General features: G+C 41.3%; 14 protein-coding genes. 7 read left to right on the forward strand and 7 right to left on the reverse strand.

Translation table 11 applies throughout. From position 1 onward, the window contains the following. Position 1: 1 nt before the first annotated feature. From FTT87_RS01870 to FTT87_RS01895, 6 genes are all read right to left on the reverse strand, one after another. Positions 2–712: a molecular chaperone gene (locus tag FTT87_RS01870; RefSeq protein WP_086195360.1), complete on the reverse strand. Its 711-nt coding sequence runs from the start codon at positions 710–712 to the stop codon at positions 2–4. 102 nt (positions 713–814) lie between these two features. Further along, positions 815–1,327 carry a hypothetical protein gene (locus FTT87_RS01875; RefSeq protein ID WP_086195359.1) on the reverse strand — a complete coding sequence of 171 codons (513 nt, stop codon included), beginning with the start codon at positions 1,325–1,327 and terminating at the stop codon, positions 815–817. Between the two features lie 856 nt (positions 1,328–2,183). After that, on the reverse strand, positions 2,184–3,011 hold the full coding sequence (locus FTT87_RS01880) for a hypothetical protein (protein ID WP_180174242.1): 828 nt from the start codon (positions 3,009–3,011) through the stop codon (positions 2,184–2,186). A 188-nt stretch (positions 3,012–3,199) separates the two neighbouring features. Further along, entirely contained in the window at positions 3,200–4,216 is a 1,017-nt protein-coding gene (ilvC, locus tag FTT87_RS01885; RefSeq protein WP_086195357.1) for a ketol-acid reductoisomerase, read from the reverse strand. A 109-nt stretch (positions 4,217–4,325) separates the two neighbouring features. Continuing rightward, positions 4,326–4,817 carry an acetolactate synthase small subunit gene (gene ilvN / locus FTT87_RS01890; RefSeq protein WP_086195356.1) on the reverse strand — a complete coding sequence of 164 codons (492 nt, stop codon included), beginning with the start codon at positions 4,815–4,817 and terminating at the stop codon, positions 4,326–4,328. Beyond that, on the reverse strand, positions 4,814–6,541 hold the full coding sequence (locus FTT87_RS01895) for an acetolactate synthase 3 large subunit (RefSeq protein ID WP_086195355.1): 1,728 nt from the start codon (positions 6,539–6,541) through the stop codon (positions 4,814–4,816). Before FTT87_RS01895 ends, ilvN begins: the two co-directional genes overlap by 4 nt. 783 nt (positions 6,542–7,324) lie before the next feature. Here FTT87_RS01895 and FTT87_RS01900 point away from each other — a divergent pair. From FTT87_RS01900 to holA, 4 genes are all read left to right on the forward strand, one after another. After that, positions 7,325–7,660: a DUF4124 domain-containing protein gene (locus FTT87_RS01900; RefSeq protein ID WP_180174243.1), complete on the forward strand. Its 336-nt coding sequence runs from the start codon at positions 7,325–7,327 to the stop codon at positions 7,658–7,660. Between the two features lie 625 nt (positions 7,661–8,285). Then, positions 8,286–10,907 carry a leucine--tRNA ligase gene (gene leuS, locus FTT87_RS01905; RefSeq protein ID WP_086195353.1) on the forward strand — a complete coding sequence of 874 codons (2,622 nt, stop codon included), beginning with the start codon at positions 8,286–8,288 and terminating at the stop codon, positions 10,905–10,907. A 183-nt stretch (positions 10,908–11,090) separates the two neighbouring features. Beyond that, a complete protein-coding gene (lptE, locus tag FTT87_RS01910; RefSeq protein WP_086195352.1) occupies positions 11,091–11,627 on the forward strand; it encodes an LPS assembly lipoprotein LptE in 537 nt (178 codons plus the stop codon). Positions 11,628–11,644: 17 nt separating this feature from the next. Beyond that, positions 11,645–12,643, forward strand: a complete 999-nt coding sequence (gene holA, locus FTT87_RS01915) for a DNA polymerase III subunit delta (protein WP_086195351.1) — start codon at positions 11,645–11,647, stop codon at positions 12,641–12,643. Here holA and FTT87_RS01920 read toward each other — a convergent pair. Then, positions 12,640–13,089: a bacteriohemerythrin gene (locus FTT87_RS01920; RefSeq protein WP_086195350.1), complete on the reverse strand. Its 450-nt coding sequence runs from the start codon at positions 13,087–13,089 to the stop codon at positions 12,640–12,642. The genes holA and FTT87_RS01920 overlap by 4 nt on opposite strands. Positions 13,090–13,669: 580 nt before the next feature. Here FTT87_RS01920 and FTT87_RS01925 point away from each other — a divergent pair. From FTT87_RS01925 to FTT87_RS01935, 3 genes are read left to right on the forward strand one after another with little or no spacing between them, the layout of a single operon-like run. Further along, positions 13,670–15,013, forward strand: coding sequence for a MacA family efflux pump subunit (locus FTT87_RS01925; protein WP_086195349.1), 1,344 nt, complete (start codon positions 13,670–13,672; stop codon positions 15,011–15,013). Positions 15,014–15,015: 2 nt separating this feature from the next. Next, positions 15,016–16,998 carry a MacB family efflux pump subunit gene (locus tag FTT87_RS01930; RefSeq protein ID WP_180174244.1) on the forward strand — a complete coding sequence of 661 codons (1,983 nt, stop codon included), beginning with the start codon at positions 15,016–15,018 and terminating at the stop codon, positions 16,996–16,998. Positions 16,999–17,015: 17 nt separating this feature from the next. Next, positions 17,016–18,413 carry an efflux transporter outer membrane subunit gene (locus tag FTT87_RS01935; protein WP_171263148.1) on the forward strand — a complete coding sequence of 466 codons (1,398 nt, stop codon included), beginning with the start codon at positions 17,016–17,018 and terminating at the stop codon, positions 18,411–18,413. Positions 18,414–18,444 lie beyond the last annotated feature (31 nt).

Consider the following 18,444-nt stretch of genomic DNA (forward strand, 5'->3'; position numbering starts at 1 on the left):
CTCACCCTGACAAATTAAATTCCATCGGCAATTCACTTCTATCTGTTTCAATAATTAATTTATATTTATTGAAATTCCCCAACTTAATCTCACCAAAATTAAATTTTTGTTGCTGATTATTAAGTAAATATTTCATATCTGTAGTGACTGCAACTTCTTTTTTCTTGTCATCTAGAATGGTTATTTTTTTAATTTGAACATGTGTATTGGTATTATTTTTCACATTTAATGAAAGCTGTGATCCATTATATACCGGGTTAAAATTTAGCTTCACTTTTTCTTGTACCCCTACGAATAGTGGGACAGAAATATTAAACAGGAAATTAACTTTTGACTCTTTTACAGTAGGTGCAATTTCATTAAAAATGATTCGCCAAGTTTCTTCTTTTTTTGGGGCTTGCATTTGAGTAAACCCTACCCGAACAATCTGCTTACTATTGGGTTGTAATACAAAGTTTTTAGGATTAATCACTACGGAATTATCAGGCTCTAAAACATCTTCCCCTTCTGCATTTTGTCCCCATTTAACGGCAGAAACTTCAAATATTTTAGCTTGATCAGATTCACTATAATCTAATGTAACGGTAGCACTACGCTGTTTTTTAACATCCGATATATATAGTTGGATAGGCGTAATTTTTAGTCCTGCATAAATTGTCTGTGAACATGCCAACACAATAGAAATAGCGAACATCGAAAATAACTTATTCATTTTCCCCTACCTATTATTTTTTATTTTTAAATTTTGATCTTTTTATAGTGAAGTTGGCATCACTATAAAGTGATACCAACTTTTTTTATTTCTAATTAAAAATTAGAATGAAACAGCAATTCGCAATTCTTCAGTATAAGTACCTACTGGTTTAGATACACCAACTTGTGGACTTACAACAGTAACATCATAAGGCGTCCACCCTCCTGGCGTAAATGGTTGACCTGCTGTTGTCGCATTCAAAGGAATAGTGGTTGTACCATTACGTTTGGTGGTAATTGTAACAGGAATTTCATTAGCACCCATTTTAAGTTTAGAACCATTTGCAGTTGTTAAACCAATCTTAAACTGTGCATTTGCCCCAACACGGAAACTGCCCTGTGCAGTATCGCCACCCACTTTATCTTGTAAAGTCAAAGTAGGAGTAAGTACTTGTAGTTCACAATGCGGTTCAACTTTAAGTTTAATATCAATTTTACCACTACAATCTACATCACAACCTGAAGGTGGTGGTGGAGTTGGTATCCCTCTTGCCAAATCATCTTCTGCATACACGCCTGTTGCACAAACGCCAAGTACTAATGCCGCTAATGCAGCTTGGGTCATTTTATTCATGATTTTCTCCATTTCTTTTTTTAAAAGAATATGTGTGTATAGTTATTTTAACGATTACGATGTAACTCTTTTTATTATGAGTAAGGTTACGTAACCGTTGACCTATCTTATTATCTTTAATTTTAAAAAATGCAAAAATGGTATTATTCACAATACATCAATTTAATGTTTGTTTTTTATTTGCTTTACAACTTTAATTCTATATTTATAATAAGGTTACGATACAAAATAAATTGATACAATTTAGAAATGTTTCCAATTATGTCAAATAAAAAAACAATAAAATAATCTTCAAAACACATAAAAACAACTAAATCACTAATTTTATTATTATTTTTAAAATTATCTCAACTTACACTAGTTTAAAATAAAGTTACATAATTTACAAAAGTTTGTAAATTACAGCTTATTATTTAAAAAATATGTGATTTTATCGATAATTTTACTTTATTTTTCAAACATTAATACTGTTCTTTAGGCACAATAAATTTAATTCCAAATTCCATCAAAAAAAAATAAATTCATTTAGAAAATAACCACTTAAACAAAAATAAAACTTATATAAATTATTTTTATAAAAAAGAGAAGGCGAAAAAATTATTTTTAGTCTTGTTTTTATTTAATACCAATGTTTTCTCAACCGTAATGTATCTGACTTTATTTAATACAACATGTAATATTTTATGGTTATAAAAATTTGACATATAACCATTTAGTAAAAAATATTATTCATATAAATATTTAAGGAATTTATAAGATAAACATTCATCCAATTAAATATTTTTCTTTTAATAATAATTAATGCAAATTCATTTTTTATTTATATTTTTTAAAAAAATATTTTATAAAATATTTTTCAATTATTTTCTACCCGATTTAATAAGCCATCTTTTACTTGATAGACCTGCCCATAACCGAAATCAATTTGTTGTTTTTCTCCCTGAACAGCTGGAAATCCAGTAATATTTTCTAATTGGGGGGAGCGTTGAAATTGATGGGTTTTAGGGTTATACATCCAGTAGATAAAGCGCTTATCTTCAATTTTTCGTTCATTGGAAGTATCTGAAAGCACGATGTCATAATAGCCATCAAGATTAATATCCATATAGCCAATACTCTTGGGATAAGCAGTAAACCCTGACAAACTTTGAACGACTGTATTGGTCGTTTTATTCCATACATCCACTTGTTTTAAGGCTCTTCCATAAGGCTGTTGGAGATTTTCAAGACCATAAAATTTAAATATGAACAGCGGCTTTTCTACTGCTGTAAATGCAGGCCCAAATTGAATTGGAATACTTTCGTTATTCTTTGCTGTGATCAAAACTGATGACATCTGTCCTGTATTGGCATTTAAATTTCCATTCAACTGATATTGTTCAGATGCTGTTGCCTCCCCCTCTACACTTACCGATTTAAGATTAAGCTGATCTCCTTTTTGCAAACCTTTAAAAGCAATCGCTTTTTGCTCGTTCAAATCATGGAATTTGCCGTGTGGATTCCAGATTCCTGCATACAAATCAAGAAAATAGCGTCCATCATCTGAACGCAACATTCGCTGCATAGAGACCCGAACATTTGTGAAAGATTTAAGGTGATCAATCCTGGTTACAGGCACTGTTTCTGCAAAACTTAAACATGCAAAAGATAAAGTGGTAAGACATAGCAGGATTTGAGTTTTCATTACTCAGCCAAACTTAACAATAAATTATGTCTACTCTATCACACTTAAAATTACATTTGATCTATCCTCAGCCGCTGTGTTTTGTTGCGAATTATTAATAGACTGATCTTCATCAAAAAACTAAAAATACTTTAGACAATAAAAAACCCTTGTATCAACAAGGGTTTTTTAAAGATTAAACTAAAAAATTAGTTCTTCTCTTTGTCAACGATTTTGTTCGCTTGAATCCAAGGCATCATTGCACGTAACTTGTTACCTGTTACTTCGATACCATGAGCAGCGTTTTGACGACGACGAGCAGTCATAGATGGGTAGTTCAACGCACCTTCCTGGATGAACATTTTCGCATATTCACCAGATTGGATACGTTTAAGCGCATTACGCATTGCTTCACGAGACTGTTCGTTGATCACTTCAACACCAGTTACGTATTCGCCATATTCAGCATTGTTCGATACTGAATAGTTCATGTCCGCGATACCGCCTTCAAACATCAAGTCAACGATCAATTTAAGTTCGTGTAGACATTCGAAGTAAGCCATTTCAGGCGCATAACCCGCTTCAACAAGAGTTTCGAAGCCCATTTTAACCAGTTCAACAGCACCACCACAAAGAACCGCTTGCTCACCGAACAAGTCAGTTTCAGTTTCTTCACGGAATGAAGTTTCGATGATACCGGTACGGCCGCCACCTACGCCTGAAGCGTAAGAAAGTGCTACATTACGCGCGTTACCAGAAGCATCTTGGTGAATCGCGATTAAATCAGGAACACCTGAACCACGTTGGAATTCAGAACGTACAGTGTGACCTGGTGCTTTAGGCGCAATCATGATTACGTCTAAGTCAGCACGTGGCACAACTTGGTTGTAAAGAACAGAGAAACCGTGAGCAAATGCTAGAGTCGCGCCTTGTTTGATGTTTGGCTCGATCACGTCACGGTAAAGTTGAGATTGGAACTCATCTGGAGTCAAAATCATGACTAAGTCAGCTTGAGCAACAGCAGCAGGAACTTCTGAAACTTTAAGACCAGCATTTTCAGCTTTTTTCCAAGAAGTCGAACCAGCACGTAAACCTACAGTTACGTCAACGCCAGAGTCTTTAAGGTTAAGCGCATGCGCGTGACCTTGTGAACCATAACCAATGATCGCTACTTTCTTAGATTGGATGATCGATAAGTCTGCGTCTTTATCGTAAAAAATTTGCATTGCTGTCTCCGCTTAAATGCTTATGTTTCCTTTTATCCAGGTCAATGATGTTATTGGTATTCATTGACCTGGATCCTCATCTCCACGATGAGTAGAATGTGTTAAAAAATTAGACTGTTAAAACTTTTTCGCCACGTGCGATGCCCGATACACCTGAACGCACTACTTCAAGAATGGTATTTTCTGCAAGCGCATCAATGAAACCGTCAAGCTTTTCAGTTGTACCGGCAATCTGAATGGTATAAGTCGTCGGGGTTACATCCACAATTTGTGCGCGGAAAATGTCAGCGGTACGCTTGATTTCTGCACGTGCCGATCCAAGTGATTTCACTTTAATCAGCATCAGTTCGCGCTCGATATGCGCACCCTCAGACAAATCAACCACTTTCACTACTTCAACCAGTTTATTCAGCTGTTTGGTGATTTGTTCAATTTTATGATCATCACCATACGTGGTCAGCGTCAAACGTGACATGGTTGGGTCTTCGGTTGGTGCAACATTCAAAGTCTCAATGTTATAACCACGTTGAGAGAATAATCCCACCAGACGTGAAAGTGCACCCGCTTCGTTTTCTACGAGAACAGAGATGATATGTCTCATTGAGTGCGCTCCCCTTTTCCTAACCACATATCTTGCATCGACTGACCCGCAACCAGCATTGGATATACATGCTCGCTACGGTCAACCATAACGTTAATAAATACGCATTTATCGTTGATGGCCATGGCTTCTTCAAGCTTGGATTCAAGTTCATCAGCATGGTTAATCTGGATGCCCACGTGACCATAAGCTTCCATCAACTTAGCAAAGTCAGGCAATGATTCAACATAAGAGCTTGAATGACGACCTTCGTAGTTCATATCCTGCCACTGTTTCACCATACCCAAGGCACGGTTGTTGAGGCAAAGAATTTTCACATTTAGGCCATATTGCTTACATGTTGATAATTCCTGGATACACATCTGAATCGATGCTTCACCGGTAATACATACCACTTGCTGGTCTGGGAATGCCAATTTCGCAGCCATGGCATAAGGCAGGCCTACACCCATGGTTCCCAAACCACCTGAGTTAATCCATTGACGTGGACGCGTGTATTTGTAATACAACGCACCAAACATCTGATGCTGACCAACGTCAGAAGTAATAATCGCCTGGCTATTGGTAATTTTATCTAAAGCGGCAACGACTTGTTGTGGCTTCATCGTACCATCAGTTGGGGCTACAACTTTTAAGCCGTGTGCTGCACGCCACTCATCAATTTGCTTCCACCATGCTGCAATATCTTCAGGGTTCGGTTTTGAAACATTCATTTGTTTCAACTGTACCAGCATCTCTTGAAGTACCGGCTCTACCGCACCCACAATTGGAATATGCGCCATGATGGTTTTAGAAATGGTTGCCGGATCAATATCAATATGAATCACTTTGGCATTTGGACAGAATTTTGCCGGATTATTGGTCACACGGTCATCAAAACGTGCGCCTACACACAGAATCAAGTCTGCATTGTGCATGGTCATGTTAGCTTCATAAGTACCATGCATACCCAACATACCGATAAATTGAGGGTCATTGCCCGGGAATGCACCCAAGCCCATCAAAGTATTGGTTACCGGATAGCCCAATAAATGAGCCAATTCAGTCAATAATGCTGAGGCATTACCCTGTACCACACCACCGCCAGTGTAAATCACTGGACGTTTAGCACTGATCAATTCGTCAATTGCTTTACGGATCTGGCCTGAATGACCACGATGTGGTGGCTGATACGAACGCATCTTCACTTTTTCAGGATATTCGTAAGCAAATTTTTCTGCAGGATTAGTCGCATCTTTAGGAATATCGACAACCACAGGACCTGGACGGCCTGAAGAAGCAATATAGAATGCCTTTTTAATAATCGCAGGAATTTCGCTGGCATGACGCACTTGGAAACTGTGTTTTACGATTGGACGAGAAATACCGACCATATCGGTTTCCTGGAACGCATCCTCACCGATAAGATGGCTTGCAACCTGACCAGACAAAATCACCATTGGGATTGAGTCCATATAAGCCGTTGCAATTGGCGTTACGGTATTTGTCGCGCCTGGACCTGATGTGACAAGTACCACACCAGTTTTACCTGTTACACGCGAATAAGCATCAGCCATATGACCGGCAGCCTGTTCATGACGTACAAGGTAATGATTAATTTTGTCTTGTTGAAAGAGCGCATCGTAAATATGCAGTACTGCGCCGCCTGGATATCCAAAAACATGTTCAACGCCTTCGTCCGCCAATGCGCGAACAAGCATTTCACCACCAGATAAAAGTTCCAACGTGATTCACCCTAATCTTTTTTCACGCACAAATGGAGGGCATTTGTGGTGATTCATTCATTCACTGTGTGCTCTGTTATAGCACACAAATTTCATAGTTTTCATAGCAATAAGAAAAAAATCTGACCTGGTCGCTGTTTGAGCAATATGAGGTCTAAAACATGTTGGGATAAACATATTTTGTTGGCTTTGTTCAGCTTCTCGGCTAGAGAAGAAGTCCATTGCTAAAAGGCTCTTATTCGAAGGGTGATCGATCTAAGGCATATAAAACTAAAGCAGCATTTTTGTGGTTTCGAGTATTAAAGTCAAGTTTAAAAATTAGCTTTTTATAGCTTAATTTTAAATTATTCATTTTTTATTCATCAGTTTTGTCTTTAGCAGTGCACACCATAATAAAAAAAAATTAACTTTTTTATATTTTTCAAATAATTAAAAAATATTTTCATAAAAAATAAATATAAAAATTATAATAAAATGGAATGAATATTTATTTTATTAAAAAATGTTTTTATTAATTCAAATGTATTTCTTACACTTTGATTTTGTATCTGGATATATTTTTGTATTCAGAGTCACAACACCGTAGCGAATCAAGGAGTATCTTTCTAATTAAATGAAGATCAAATAGTACGATTGCCTAATCATTCATTTATCTGCATTTTGGGGCAGTTTATCTTTTTTCTCTGCAAAACGATCAAGATCATATAAAATACTGAAGCAATCAGGAGTTCTATTTATCCCACACTCTATCCAACTGATTATGACAATAAGGACTTGATTATTATGGCATCATCTTTCATCAAAATTGCATTCATGGCTGCATGCTTTAGCTTCAGTCTCAGCTCAACCACGAGTTTTGCCAAAGAATATTACAAATGGGTGGATGCCAAAGGGTCTACGCACTACACCACCACCCCACCACCAAAATCGGCAAAGAAGAAAGGTAAAGTGGAGACTTATGGCACCGCACATTCTGCTAGTCCTGCGGCTCAAGAAAATAATGCTGTGAAAAATGCTGTGAAAGAAGCCAAGAATACTGCTCAAGAAAACAAACCCGTTAATCCAACAATTCCCGCAATTCCAGAAGGCAGCATTCCTGCAACACCTAAAGTCCAATAATATTATATTGTGCCCAGGAGTGATTACGAACCGGTAATCACTCTAGATAATCTAAAAAACTATAAAGATGAAAAGAGCGGTAACAGAACCCTATATTCACCTTAGAAAAAAGGGTCGCAAATGCTTAAGCCTTATTCGCTGTAATGAATAGATGAGTACTTCTGCTTGTTGATGCTGCGAATAATATTGCCCCTCATATTATTTTTCCCCATCCAGGTATGCTGAAGATTTTTATAAAGGATTGGATAACAGGGATTCAACGCATGCTGGCAAAGCATCTCCGCCGAAACGTGCATAGAGACCAGACTTATATCAACCTTTCAACACAAAACTGAACAAGCTGAAAAAGTAGTAGCATTGTCCAGACAACATATAAGAAAGATCCTTATGCAAGCATGTTTGGTGCGATCAGATAACAAGAAATCCACGCATCAATAGAAGCAGCTTATTTATAAAACAAAGAGAAACTTGTGAATTCAAAAACATGAGATCATTAAAGGATATGTTTAAAAGTTCCATGTCTAGTGACCAGGAAGATAAAATCCTGATCTGAAAACTGACATTGCATCGCATTTTGCGCTATGCTGTGGGCTAAATTTTTTAACCGTTCTCTTGTATTACGTATATGACTACTCACATTGACTCTGAATACCAAGCCAGTGCGATTGAGCCTCAAGTCCAGCAGGATTGGGAATCTCGCAAAGCCTTTAAAGTTGCCGACACTGTAGAAGGTCCACGTCGTTATATCCTCTCGATGTTCCCTTACCCAAGTGGCAAACTGCATATGGGTCATGTGCGTAACTATACGATTGGTGACGTAATCAGCCGTTTCCACCGTCTAAAAGGTGAAACCGTGTTGCAACCTATGGGTTGGGATGCATTCGGTCTACCTGCTGAAAACGCGGCGATTGCCCATCAGGTTGCACCTGCAAAATGGACCTTTGAAAATATCGATTACATGCGTAATCAGTTGAAAAAACTCGGTCTGTCGATTGACTGGGATCGCGAATTTGCAACATGTACACCAGAATACTACCGCTGGGAACAATGGTTATTCGTTCAGCTTTATAAAAAAGGTCTGATCTACCGTAAGTTGTCTACCGTGAACTGGGATCCTGTAGACCAAACTGTTCTAGCAAACGAACAGGTTGAAAATGGCCGCGGCTGGCGTTCAGGTGCATTGGTTGAAAAACGTGATATTCCAATGTACTACTTCCGCATCACAGACTATGCGCAAGAATTACTGGACGATTTAGAAACTTTAAAAGACGGTTGGCCACAACAAGTCTTAACCATGCAACGTAACTGGATTGGTCGCTCACAAGGGATGGAAATCACCTTCCCTTCAGCGAACCCAGACGTCTATGCAGATGGTTTAACTGTATTTACCACTCGTGCCGACACTTTAATGGGCGTGACTTATGTTGCTGTTGCAGCAGAACACCCTATGGCACTAAAAGCAGCTGAAACTAACCCTAAATTACAAGCATTCATCGAAGAATGCCGTATGGGTTCTGTGGCAGAAGCAGATCTTGCCACTGCCGAGAAGAAAGGCATGGCAACCGGTCTTTCTGTGAAGCACCCTGTAACGGGTGAAGAAGTTCCGGTTTGGATCGCGAACTACGTACTCATGTCTTACGGTTCAGGTGCGGTGATGGCGGTTCCATCACACGATGAACGCGACTTCGAATTTGCCAACAAATATAGCTTAACCATCAAGCAAGTGATTGATGCCAAAGGCGCTGATGATGCTGACTTTGATGCAACTCAATGGCAAGAATGGTACGGCTCTAAAGAAGGTAAACTGGTTAATTCAGGCGAATTTGACGGTTTAGACTTCCAGGGTGCATTTGATGCCTTCCTTGCAAAACTTGAGCCGCAAGGTCTTGCCAACGTTAAAGTTCAATTCCGTCTACGTGACTGGGGTGTGTCTCGTCAGCGTTATTGGGGTTGTCCAATTCCAATGATTAACTGTGACACCTGTGGTCAAGTGCCAGTACCAGAAGATCAACTTCCTGTTGTCCTTCCAACTGATGTAGTGCCAGACGGTTCAGGTAACCCATTGAACAAAATGCCTGAGTTCTACGAGACAAAATGTCCTTGCTGTGGTGGCGACGCACGTCGTGAAACAGATACATTAGATACATTCGTAGAATCATCTTGGTACTATGCACGTTATGCATCTCCAGACTTTACAGATGGCATGGTCAAACCTGAAGCAGGTCAAACCTGGCTGCCTGTGAATCAATACATCGGTGGTGTTGAACACGCGATTTTGCACTTGCTCTATGCGCGCTTCTTCCACAAATTGATGCGTGATGAAGGTGTGGTACAAGGCAACGAACCGTTCACCAACTTGTTAACACAAGGTATGGTACTGGCTGATACTTACTACCGTGAAGCAGAATCAGGCAAGAAAACCTGGTTTAACCCTGCGGATATCGAGCTGGAAAAAGACGAAAAAGGTCGTGTGCTTTCTGCAAAATACACTGGTGATGGTCAAGAAGTCGTGGTTGGCGGTCAGGAAAAAATGTCGAAATCGAAAAACAACGGTATCGACCCACAAGCGATTATTGACCAATACGGCGCAGATACTGCACGTGTATTCATGATGTTCGCTGCTCCACCAGATCAATCTCTTGAATGGTCTGATGCAGGTGTTGAAGGTGCAAACCGTTTCTTGAAACGTGTATGGCGTTTGGCAACCGGTTTCCTTGAGCAAGGTAACAATGCTTCAAACATCGACAAAGTGGCGCTTTCTACGGCTGCGCAAGACTTACGCCGTAAAACGCATGAAACCATCCAGAAAGTGGGTGATGACATTGAACGTCGTCATGCCTTCAACACTGCCATTGCAGCGATGATGGAATTGTTAAATGCGAACAACAAGTTCGAAACGAAAGATGACAACGATGTTGCTGTTGCTCGTGAATCCATCACCACACTTCTGACTTTATTAGCTCCATTTGCGCCACACGTAAGCCAGACTTTATTGGCTCAGTTTGGTATTGAATTAACAACTGCTGCGTTCCCTGCTGTAGATAAATCTGCATTAACACGTAATACACAAACGATTGTGGTTCAAATCAACGGGAAACTTCGCGGCAAGCTCGAAGTGTCTGTGGATGCATCTAAAGATGACATCTTGGCACAAGCCAAAGCATTGCCTGAAGTACAACAATTCTTGACCGGTCCAACCAAGAAAGAAATTGTGGTGCCGAATAAGTTAGTAAACTTGGTGGTTTAAGAATCCCTCCAAACCTCCCTTTGAAAAAGGGAGGCTTTCCCCCTCTTTATCAAAGAGGGGTTAGGGGAGATTTCACAATTACCAAACAAAGCCCGTTGTCAATCAACGGGCTTTGCACATACAATCACTACATATTTTTCGATCTTCCTTTTTTGCTTTGAAGAACAATACAGAGGACAACGCATGCATTTGGGCAAACGTTTAGCAGCAATTGTTTTAACTTGTGGTCTAAGTGCAGGCTTAGTGGGCTGTGGCTTTCATTTAAAAGGCACCAACCCGACAACTGCTCCTGTGGCTTATTCTAAAATGAAATTGGCATTGCCGGATAATGCAGGACAATTGCATGAAAAACTTGCAATTTATTTGGGTGCAACAGGTATTCAGCTGAGCAATAGTCCCGATGCTTATGTGTTGCGTGTACTGGATTACACCCCACAGCGTCATGAATTGAATGGCAAACTGGTGGAAACCCTACTGCGCTTAACCGTGACTTTCCGTATTGAAGATGCACAAGGTAATCCGGTTACTGAACCGCGTGCCATCACAGCTTCACGCAGCTATCAATATGATGTGGCTACGGTAAACACGGATGATCAGGAACAGAAGTACCTCAATCAGGTGATTGTTGATGATGTGGCACAGCAAATTGTGCGTCAGATTTCATCCAACCGTTTACCCAAAGTCGTGACCAAACCAGCGGCTTCTACGACCCAACCTTAAATATAGAAAATCGTGCGATGAAACTTGACTATCCCCAAGCACTCAAACGTGTTGATGAAGCTCGCGGTGCCTGGATTATGTATGGTCAGGAACCTCTGCTCGAACAAAATTTACTTGATGCTTTCCGGCAGAGTTGGCAAAAACAGGAAATTGAACGTCAGCGTTATGATATTGGCAATGTCAGTGACTGGAAAAATGTCTTTAATGCTTTAAACAGCCTGTCCTTGTTTTCCACACAACTGGCTGTTGAAGTACATGGCAATATCAAGCCCGATGCCAATGGCATCAAGCAACTAAAAAGCTATATCCAGCATAATGAACAAAACCTGCTATTGGTGGTAATGCCGAAACAGGACAGCAGCAGCCTAAAATCCAGTTTTTTTCAGGTGGTGGATGCCAATGGCGTGACAGTGTCACTTGCGGCCAATTATCCGCAAGACCGGCAACGGATTTTAAGTATTGAGGCCGAAAAGCTGGGCATCAAACTGGCCCCTGATGCTTGGGCCTGGCTGGAACAGCACCACGAGCACAATCTGCTGGCTGCAAAAAACAGCCTCATGCGCGTCAGTGATACTTTTGCTGATGTAGAGATCATCCAGATTGATCATTTGTATTCATGTCTACAAGATCAGTCGCGCTACACCACTTATGATTTAAATGATGCCCTGCTTGCAGGCAATCTGGCTCAGGCAATTAAAATTTTCCAGTATTTAATTGCCTCGGGTGAACCGATGAGCCTGATCTTGTGGAGCATCAGCAAAGAAATGCGTTTACTGATGCAACTTTTTGAACAGCCACACAATGCCTTACAGTTGGGCATCTGGAAAAATAAAGTTAGCCAATATCAACAAGCCTTAAGACGGCTCAATCCGAACTGTTTCCTGACTTGGCCATCCCTATTGTTACGCATTGATGCTTCAATAAAAGGTTTAGGCAAAGAAAACCCCGAACATCTGGTTCTGCAAGCCATTAGCAGCATGTGTGGTCAAACCTTATTTTTATCGCCAAGCGCCTAACTAAAGAAACGTGAAAACCAGCTTTTGCCTTTTTTCTCTTCTTGTTTACGTAGATAGCTCAACATATTGTCTCGCACTGCATCGACATAGTCCTGATCATCATGCTGAATATGGTTGATCAGCCACTTGGACAGCAGACGATACAAGTCTTTTTCAATGGATTCACCTTTTTCAAATTTCAGGCGGTAATCATTCAGACGTTTTACAAATAAGTCATGGATACCACGATGTGATGGTAAGTATTGATAACTGACTTGTTCCAGCAAATTTTCTTCAAAGCTAAAATGCGACTGGGTGTAGTCAATTAAATCCTCCAAAACCTCTTTAATTTTATCGCGCTGCCCCGTGTTTTTCACCTGCTCCAAAGCATTAATATAATCCAAGATCTGACGATGCTGATTATCAATCACATCAATCCCAATATTATAGGTTTGATTCCATTCCATCACTTACCTCTTACAAATTTTAATATTAAAGTTATGATCTTTTTCGCATAATTATGGGGATTAATGCTCTTATTATTAAACCCATAATTATTTTATGGATTTAATACTACAAACTTTTTTTATTTAAATCTAGAGATAAAACAAAGATTTTTTAAATTATGTCTACCAGTTGGAAACTCAGGAGAGTGAAGGTAAAAAAGAAATCAACATCTCCAGCACGAAAAAGCTATCTAAATAAAAATCATTAAATAAATCTATTATCATTCGACTAAAATCCAATACATCTTGATACCACGGATTCTGTGAACGACATTCCACTTTCTCAACAGCGTTTTGAAAAACTCAAGCATCAGGCTGAAAACCATCTTTTAGAAAATTGATGGAATCGAAATTTAATAAAATTTCTCTGCTCTATTCATTCATGCTAAAAGTTTTGTTAAAAAGGAATCAACTCTCTGTTTAGTAAATTTTTAATAGAACTTCAAAAAGAAAATAATTCTCATTTGTTTTTAAAAAGTTCACGTTTTATCCTTATTTAGCTTTTATAATTGCTGCAATTTTCCTCATTTATCAGCTCACTATGCCAAAAATAAAACCGTCTAAAATAGTTGTCGCCATAGTCAGTATTCTTGTTATTGCAGTCACCGCCTGGTTCTTTTTAAAACCAAAAGAACAAGCGCCGCAATACATTAGCAGTGAAGTCACGCGTGGCGATATTGAAGACTCTGTACTTGCAACCGGTGTACTTGAAGCCACCAAAATGGTCAGCGTCGGGGCGCAGGTTTCAGGTCAGGTGAAAAAAATGTATGTGCAATTGGGTGACCAGGTGAAACAGGGTCAGCTGATTGCGCAAATTGATTCGATTCGTCAGGAAAATGACCTGAAAACGGCTGAAGCAAGCATTAAAAACCAGCAGGCTCAACTGGCAGTCAAACAGGCAAACTTGGCTAAAGTTCAAGCGGAATATCAACGCCAGCAAGCCATGTATGCGCAAGATGCAACTTCTCGTGCAGAACTTGAGGCTGCATTGGCCAGCTATAAAACTGCCCAAGCGGAAATTTTGGCCATTAATGCCCAGATTGAACAGTCGCGCTTAACCCTGGCAACAGCCAAAGAAGACTTGGGCTACACTCGGATTGTTGCACCTATGGATGGCACCATCGTGGCCATTGTGACTGAAGAAGGTCAAACCGTTAACGCCAATCAAAGTGCACCGACCATTGTCAAACTGGCCAAGCTCGACAACATGACGATTAAAGCTGAAATTTCTGAAGCTGATGTGATGAAAGTTGAAGAAGGTCAAACCGTATATTTCACCACCTTGGGCAATAGCGATAAAAAACATTATGCCAAACTACGCCAGGTAGAACCGGCACCGAACTCTATCAATACAGAAAGCAATAACTCATCCACTTCATCTTCAAACACGGCTGTGTATTACAACGCCCTGTTTGATGTACCCAATGAAGATGGCAAACTGCGTATTGATATGACTGCGCAAGTGTATATAGTCCTGGCTGAAGCAAAAAATGTATTGACTGTACCAGCAGCAGCCTTGCAAAGTTCAAATCGCCCTCAAGGCAAACGTGCTGATCGTAATGCAGACCAGGTAAAACAACAAAATCAGACTGATCATGATCAAGCGCAAACTGACCGCCCTAAACGCTTGCAACTGTCTGCGGAAGAAAAATCACTGATTGAACAAGGCAAGGCCTCCATGTCGATGGTCCGTGTAGTTCAGCCAGATGGTACGGCCAAACCGCAACCTGTTTTGGTCGGCTTGAACAACCGTGTCACTGCTCAAGTAATTAAAGGCTTAAAGCCAGGTGACCAAGTGGTGATTGCAGATGCTTCAGATACCTCAAATGATGCTGCCAAACGCAGTAACCGTGTAGGTGGTGGTGCCGGGCCAGTGAGAATGTAATCATGAGTCAAGATCAACAGCCTTTGCTCAAGGTCACAGATCTGACTCGTGAATTCCCCGCTGGGGAAAGCACCATTCAGATTTTAAAGGGCATTAATTTAGAGATTTATCCCGGAGAACTGGTCGCGATTGTCGGGCAGTCCGGTTCGGGTAAATCCACCCTGATGAATATTTTGGGATGTCTAGATCAGCCGACCTCCGGGAGCTATCAGGTCAAAGGGCGTGAAACACGTCAATTAGAAGCAGATGAACTGGCACAATTGCGCCGTGAATATTTCGGTTTCATTTTCCAGCGTTATCATCTGTTGGGCGATTTAAGCGCGGCAGCTAACGTTGAAGTTCCGGCCATTTATGCAGGTGTCGATGCCTCTGCCCGTCAACAGCGCTCCACCCAGCTGCTCTCGGACCTGGGATTGGCTGAAAAGACCCAAAACCGCCCCAGTCAGCTTTCCGGTGGCCAGCAGCAGCGTGTTTCCATCGCACGTGCCTTGATGAACGGCGGTGACGTGATTCTGGCCGATGAACCGACCGGTGCACTGGATAAAAACAGTGGTATTGAGGTGATGCGTATTTTGCGCGAGCTGAATGCCAAAGGTCATACCATCATCCTTGTTACCCACGATCATAACGTTGCCAAAAATGCCTCACGTATTATTGAAATTAGTGACGGCAACATTATTTCAGATAAACCGAATGTACCTGGAATTGCCACAGATGAAGTTGTAGAAAAACAGACCTTAGAACAAACTGCACAGAAAAAAACATCTTCTTGGCGCTCTGCGGCGGACCGGCTAGGCGAAGCCTTTCATATGGCACTGCTGGCGATGAATGCGCACCGCATGCGTACCTTCCTGACCATGCTCGGGATCATTATCGGGATTGCATCGGTGGTATCTGTAGTCGCACTGGGCAATGGTTCACAAAAAAAAATTCTGGAAAATATCAGTAGTCTCGGCACCAACACCATTACCGTCTATCAGGGTCGTGGATTTGGGGATAACTCCAAAACTTCCCAGGCAAAAACCCTGGTTCCTGCCGATGCTGATGCCTTGGCCGAACAGCCCTATGTCGATGGGGTCAGTCCTTCAGTCAATAGCAGCGTCACTGCACGTTTTAAAGATACCGAAGCTTCTGCCACAGTGAATGGTGTCAGTGAAGACTTCTTTTATGTAAAAGGTATGAACTTTGCCTCAGGACAGCCTTTTGACAAAGAAGGCGTGACTGAACGTGCTCAGGACGTGGTGATTGATGACAATACCCAAAAGACGTTTTTTAGTGATGGTACCGACCCTGTCGGTCAGGTCATTCTGTTGGGCAGTGTTCCCAGTCGTATCATTGGCGTAGTTGAAGCACAAAAATCGATGATGGGTAATTCAGACAGCCTGAATGTTTACCTACCCTATTCCACAGTGATGAGCCGTATGTTAGGACAGGCAAATGTACGTAGCATCATTATCAGGGTCAAAGACGAATACCCAAGTGCGGCAGCTGAAAATGCCATTTTAAATTTATTGGTACAACGCCACGGCGCACAGGATGTGTTTACCCAAAATGCAGACAGTATCCGTGAAACTATTCAGCAAACCACACAAACCATGACCTTGTTGGTGTCTGCAATTGCAGTAATTTCCTTGATTGTCGGCGGTATTGGGGTTATGAACATCATGCTGGTCTCTGTAACTGAACGTACTAAGGAAATTGGCGTGCGTATGGCCGTCGGTGCACGGCAAAGTGACATCTTGCAGCAGTTCCTGATTGAGGCGGTACTGGTCTGTATTTTAGGCGGAATATTGGGGGTGCTTTTATCTTTAGGTATTGGACAGCTGTTTAGTCATTTTGCTGGCGGTACCTTCCAGATGGCTTATTCCACCACCTCTATTGTAGCGGCCTTTGTCTGCTCAAGCATGATCGGGATTATCTTCGGCTTTATCCCTGCCCGTAATGCAGCACAGCTCAATCCTGTCGATGCACTTTCTCGAGAATAAGGATACCTAGAATACAAATGAATTTTACCAAACTTATTGCTAGTCTTATTTTAACTGGCTCACTGGTCGGTTGTGCTGCGGTGGTTAAAACACCGTACGAACAGCCTGCCGTGAATATTCCAGGCAGCTTCCAGAATAGCAAAGCACTCAGTCAGCAGGTGCATGCCGATGTCTATGCCGATCAATGGTGGACCTTATTTGGCGATGCGCAGCTGAACCAGCTGGTCAATCAGGTTTTAACCAGCAATAGCGATCTGGTGGTTGCCGGCATTAATTTGCAGCAGGCACGTTTACAGGCCGGTTTGGCGAAAAACCAGCAAGGCCCTCGGGTCAACTCCAGTGTTTCCGCTGGACATACATTTGATCTGAATTCAGGGGATGATGCTTCACGCGGCTTGTCTTTAAGTGGCGGCGTAAGCTATGAACTGGATTTATTCGGCAAACTGGCACGTCAAACCGAAGCCAGCAGATGGGAAGCTTTAGCGACTGAACAGGATTTGCAAGCTACTGCACAAAGCCTCATTGCCACTACGACCAATTTATACTGGCAGTTAGGTTATTTAAATGAACGCTATCAAATTGCCGGACAAAACCTAGCCAGTACGCAAAAAACCTTTGAGCTGGTGCGCAGCCAATATCGTGCCGGCGCGGTTTCCGGTCTAGATTTAACTTCTGCGGAACAATCGGTGCAAAGTCAAAAAGCGACCTTAAGCCAGATTGAACAGCAGAAAGTCGAAACCCGAACAGCATTGGCAGCGTTGATGCATCAACCTGTACAGCAGCTCAATATTGCCGAACCGCAACGTTTACCGCGTATTGCCCTACCGGCTATTTCTGCAGGTTTGCCAGCAGAGCTGTTGTCACGTCGTCCGGATTTACAAACCAGTGAACTGCGTTTACGCAAGGCACTTGCCACTAAAGATGCCACCAAAGCCAGTTATTATCCTTCCATTAACCTGACCGGAAACCTGGGCTCTTCCAGCACATCTTTAACCAGTCTCTTGCAAAATCCGGTATTAACTTTGGGTGCCAATCTCAGCCTGCCGTTCCTGCAATATAACGACATGAAAAAAGATCTGGCGATCAGTAACCTGGATTATGAAAAAGCGATTGTCCAGTACCGTCAAAACCTGTATCAGGCCTTTGCCGATGTGGAAAATGCCTTATCTGCCCGTACCGAATTAAACAAACAGGTGGCACTGCAAGAACGCAATGTACAGCTTGCAGAGAAAACCGAGCATCTAACTGAAGTACGTTACCGCAATGGTGCCATTGCCCTGAAAAACCTGCTTGATGCGCAGGAAACCACGCGTAATGCCCGTTTGTCTTGGGTTCAAACCAAACAGAGCCAATACAATGCCTATGTCACCTTGATGCAGGCTTTAGGCGGCAGTCCAGTCAAACCGTTGCCTTAAGTTAAAGGTGAAATAAAAAAGATGCCATTTG

This window comes from Acinetobacter sp. YH01022, from assembly GCF_013420235.1.
Lineage (GTDB): Bacteria > Pseudomonadota > Gammaproteobacteria > Pseudomonadales > Moraxellaceae > Acinetobacter.

Bases quoted from the DNA above. Each gene is read 5' to 3' on its own strand.
- FTT87_RS01900 (WP_180174243.1), top strand. From the start codon at position 7,325: ATGGCATCATCTTTCATCAAAATTGCATTCATGGCTGCATGCTTTAGC.
- FTT87_RS01870 (WP_086195360.1), bottom strand. From the start codon at position 712: ATGAATAAGTTATTTTCGATGTTCGCTATTTCTATTGTGTTGGCATGT.
- FTT87_RS01925 (WP_086195349.1), top strand. From the start codon at position 13,670: ATGCCAAAAATAAAACCGTCTAAAATAGTTGTCGCCATAGTCAGTATT.
- FTT87_RS01930 (WP_180174244.1), top strand. From the start codon at position 15,016: ATGAGTCAAGATCAACAGCCTTTGCTCAAGGTCACAGATCTGACTCGT.
- ilvN (WP_086195356.1), bottom strand. From the start codon at position 4,817: ATGAGACATATCATCTCTGTTCTCGTAGAAAACGAAGCGGGTGCACTT.
- FTT87_RS01935 (WP_171263148.1), top strand. From the start codon at position 17,016: ATGAATTTTACCAAACTTATTGCTAGTCTTATTTTAACTGGCTCACTG.
- FTT87_RS01880 (WP_180174242.1), bottom strand. From the start codon at position 3,011: ATGAAAACTCAAATCCTGCTATGTCTTACCACTTTATCTTTTGCATGT.
- leuS (WP_086195353.1), top strand. From the start codon at position 8,286: ATGACTACTCACATTGACTCTGAATACCAAGCCAGTGCGATTGAGCCT.
- holA (WP_086195351.1), top strand. From the start codon at position 11,645: ATGAAACTTGACTATCCCCAAGCACTCAAACGTGTTGATGAAGCTCGC.
- ilvC (WP_086195357.1), bottom strand. From the start codon at position 4,216: ATGCAAATTTTTTACGATAAAGACGCAGACTTATCGATCATCCAATCT.
- FTT87_RS01920 (WP_086195350.1), bottom strand. From the start codon at position 13,089: ATGGAATGGAATCAAACCTATAATATTGGGATTGATGTGATTGATAAT.
- lptE (WP_086195352.1), top strand. From the start codon at position 11,091: ATGCATTTGGGCAAACGTTTAGCAGCAATTGTTTTAACTTGTGGTCTA.
- FTT87_RS01875 (WP_086195359.1), bottom strand. From the start codon at position 1,327: ATGAATAAAATGACCCAAGCTGCATTAGCGGCATTAGTACTTGGCGTT.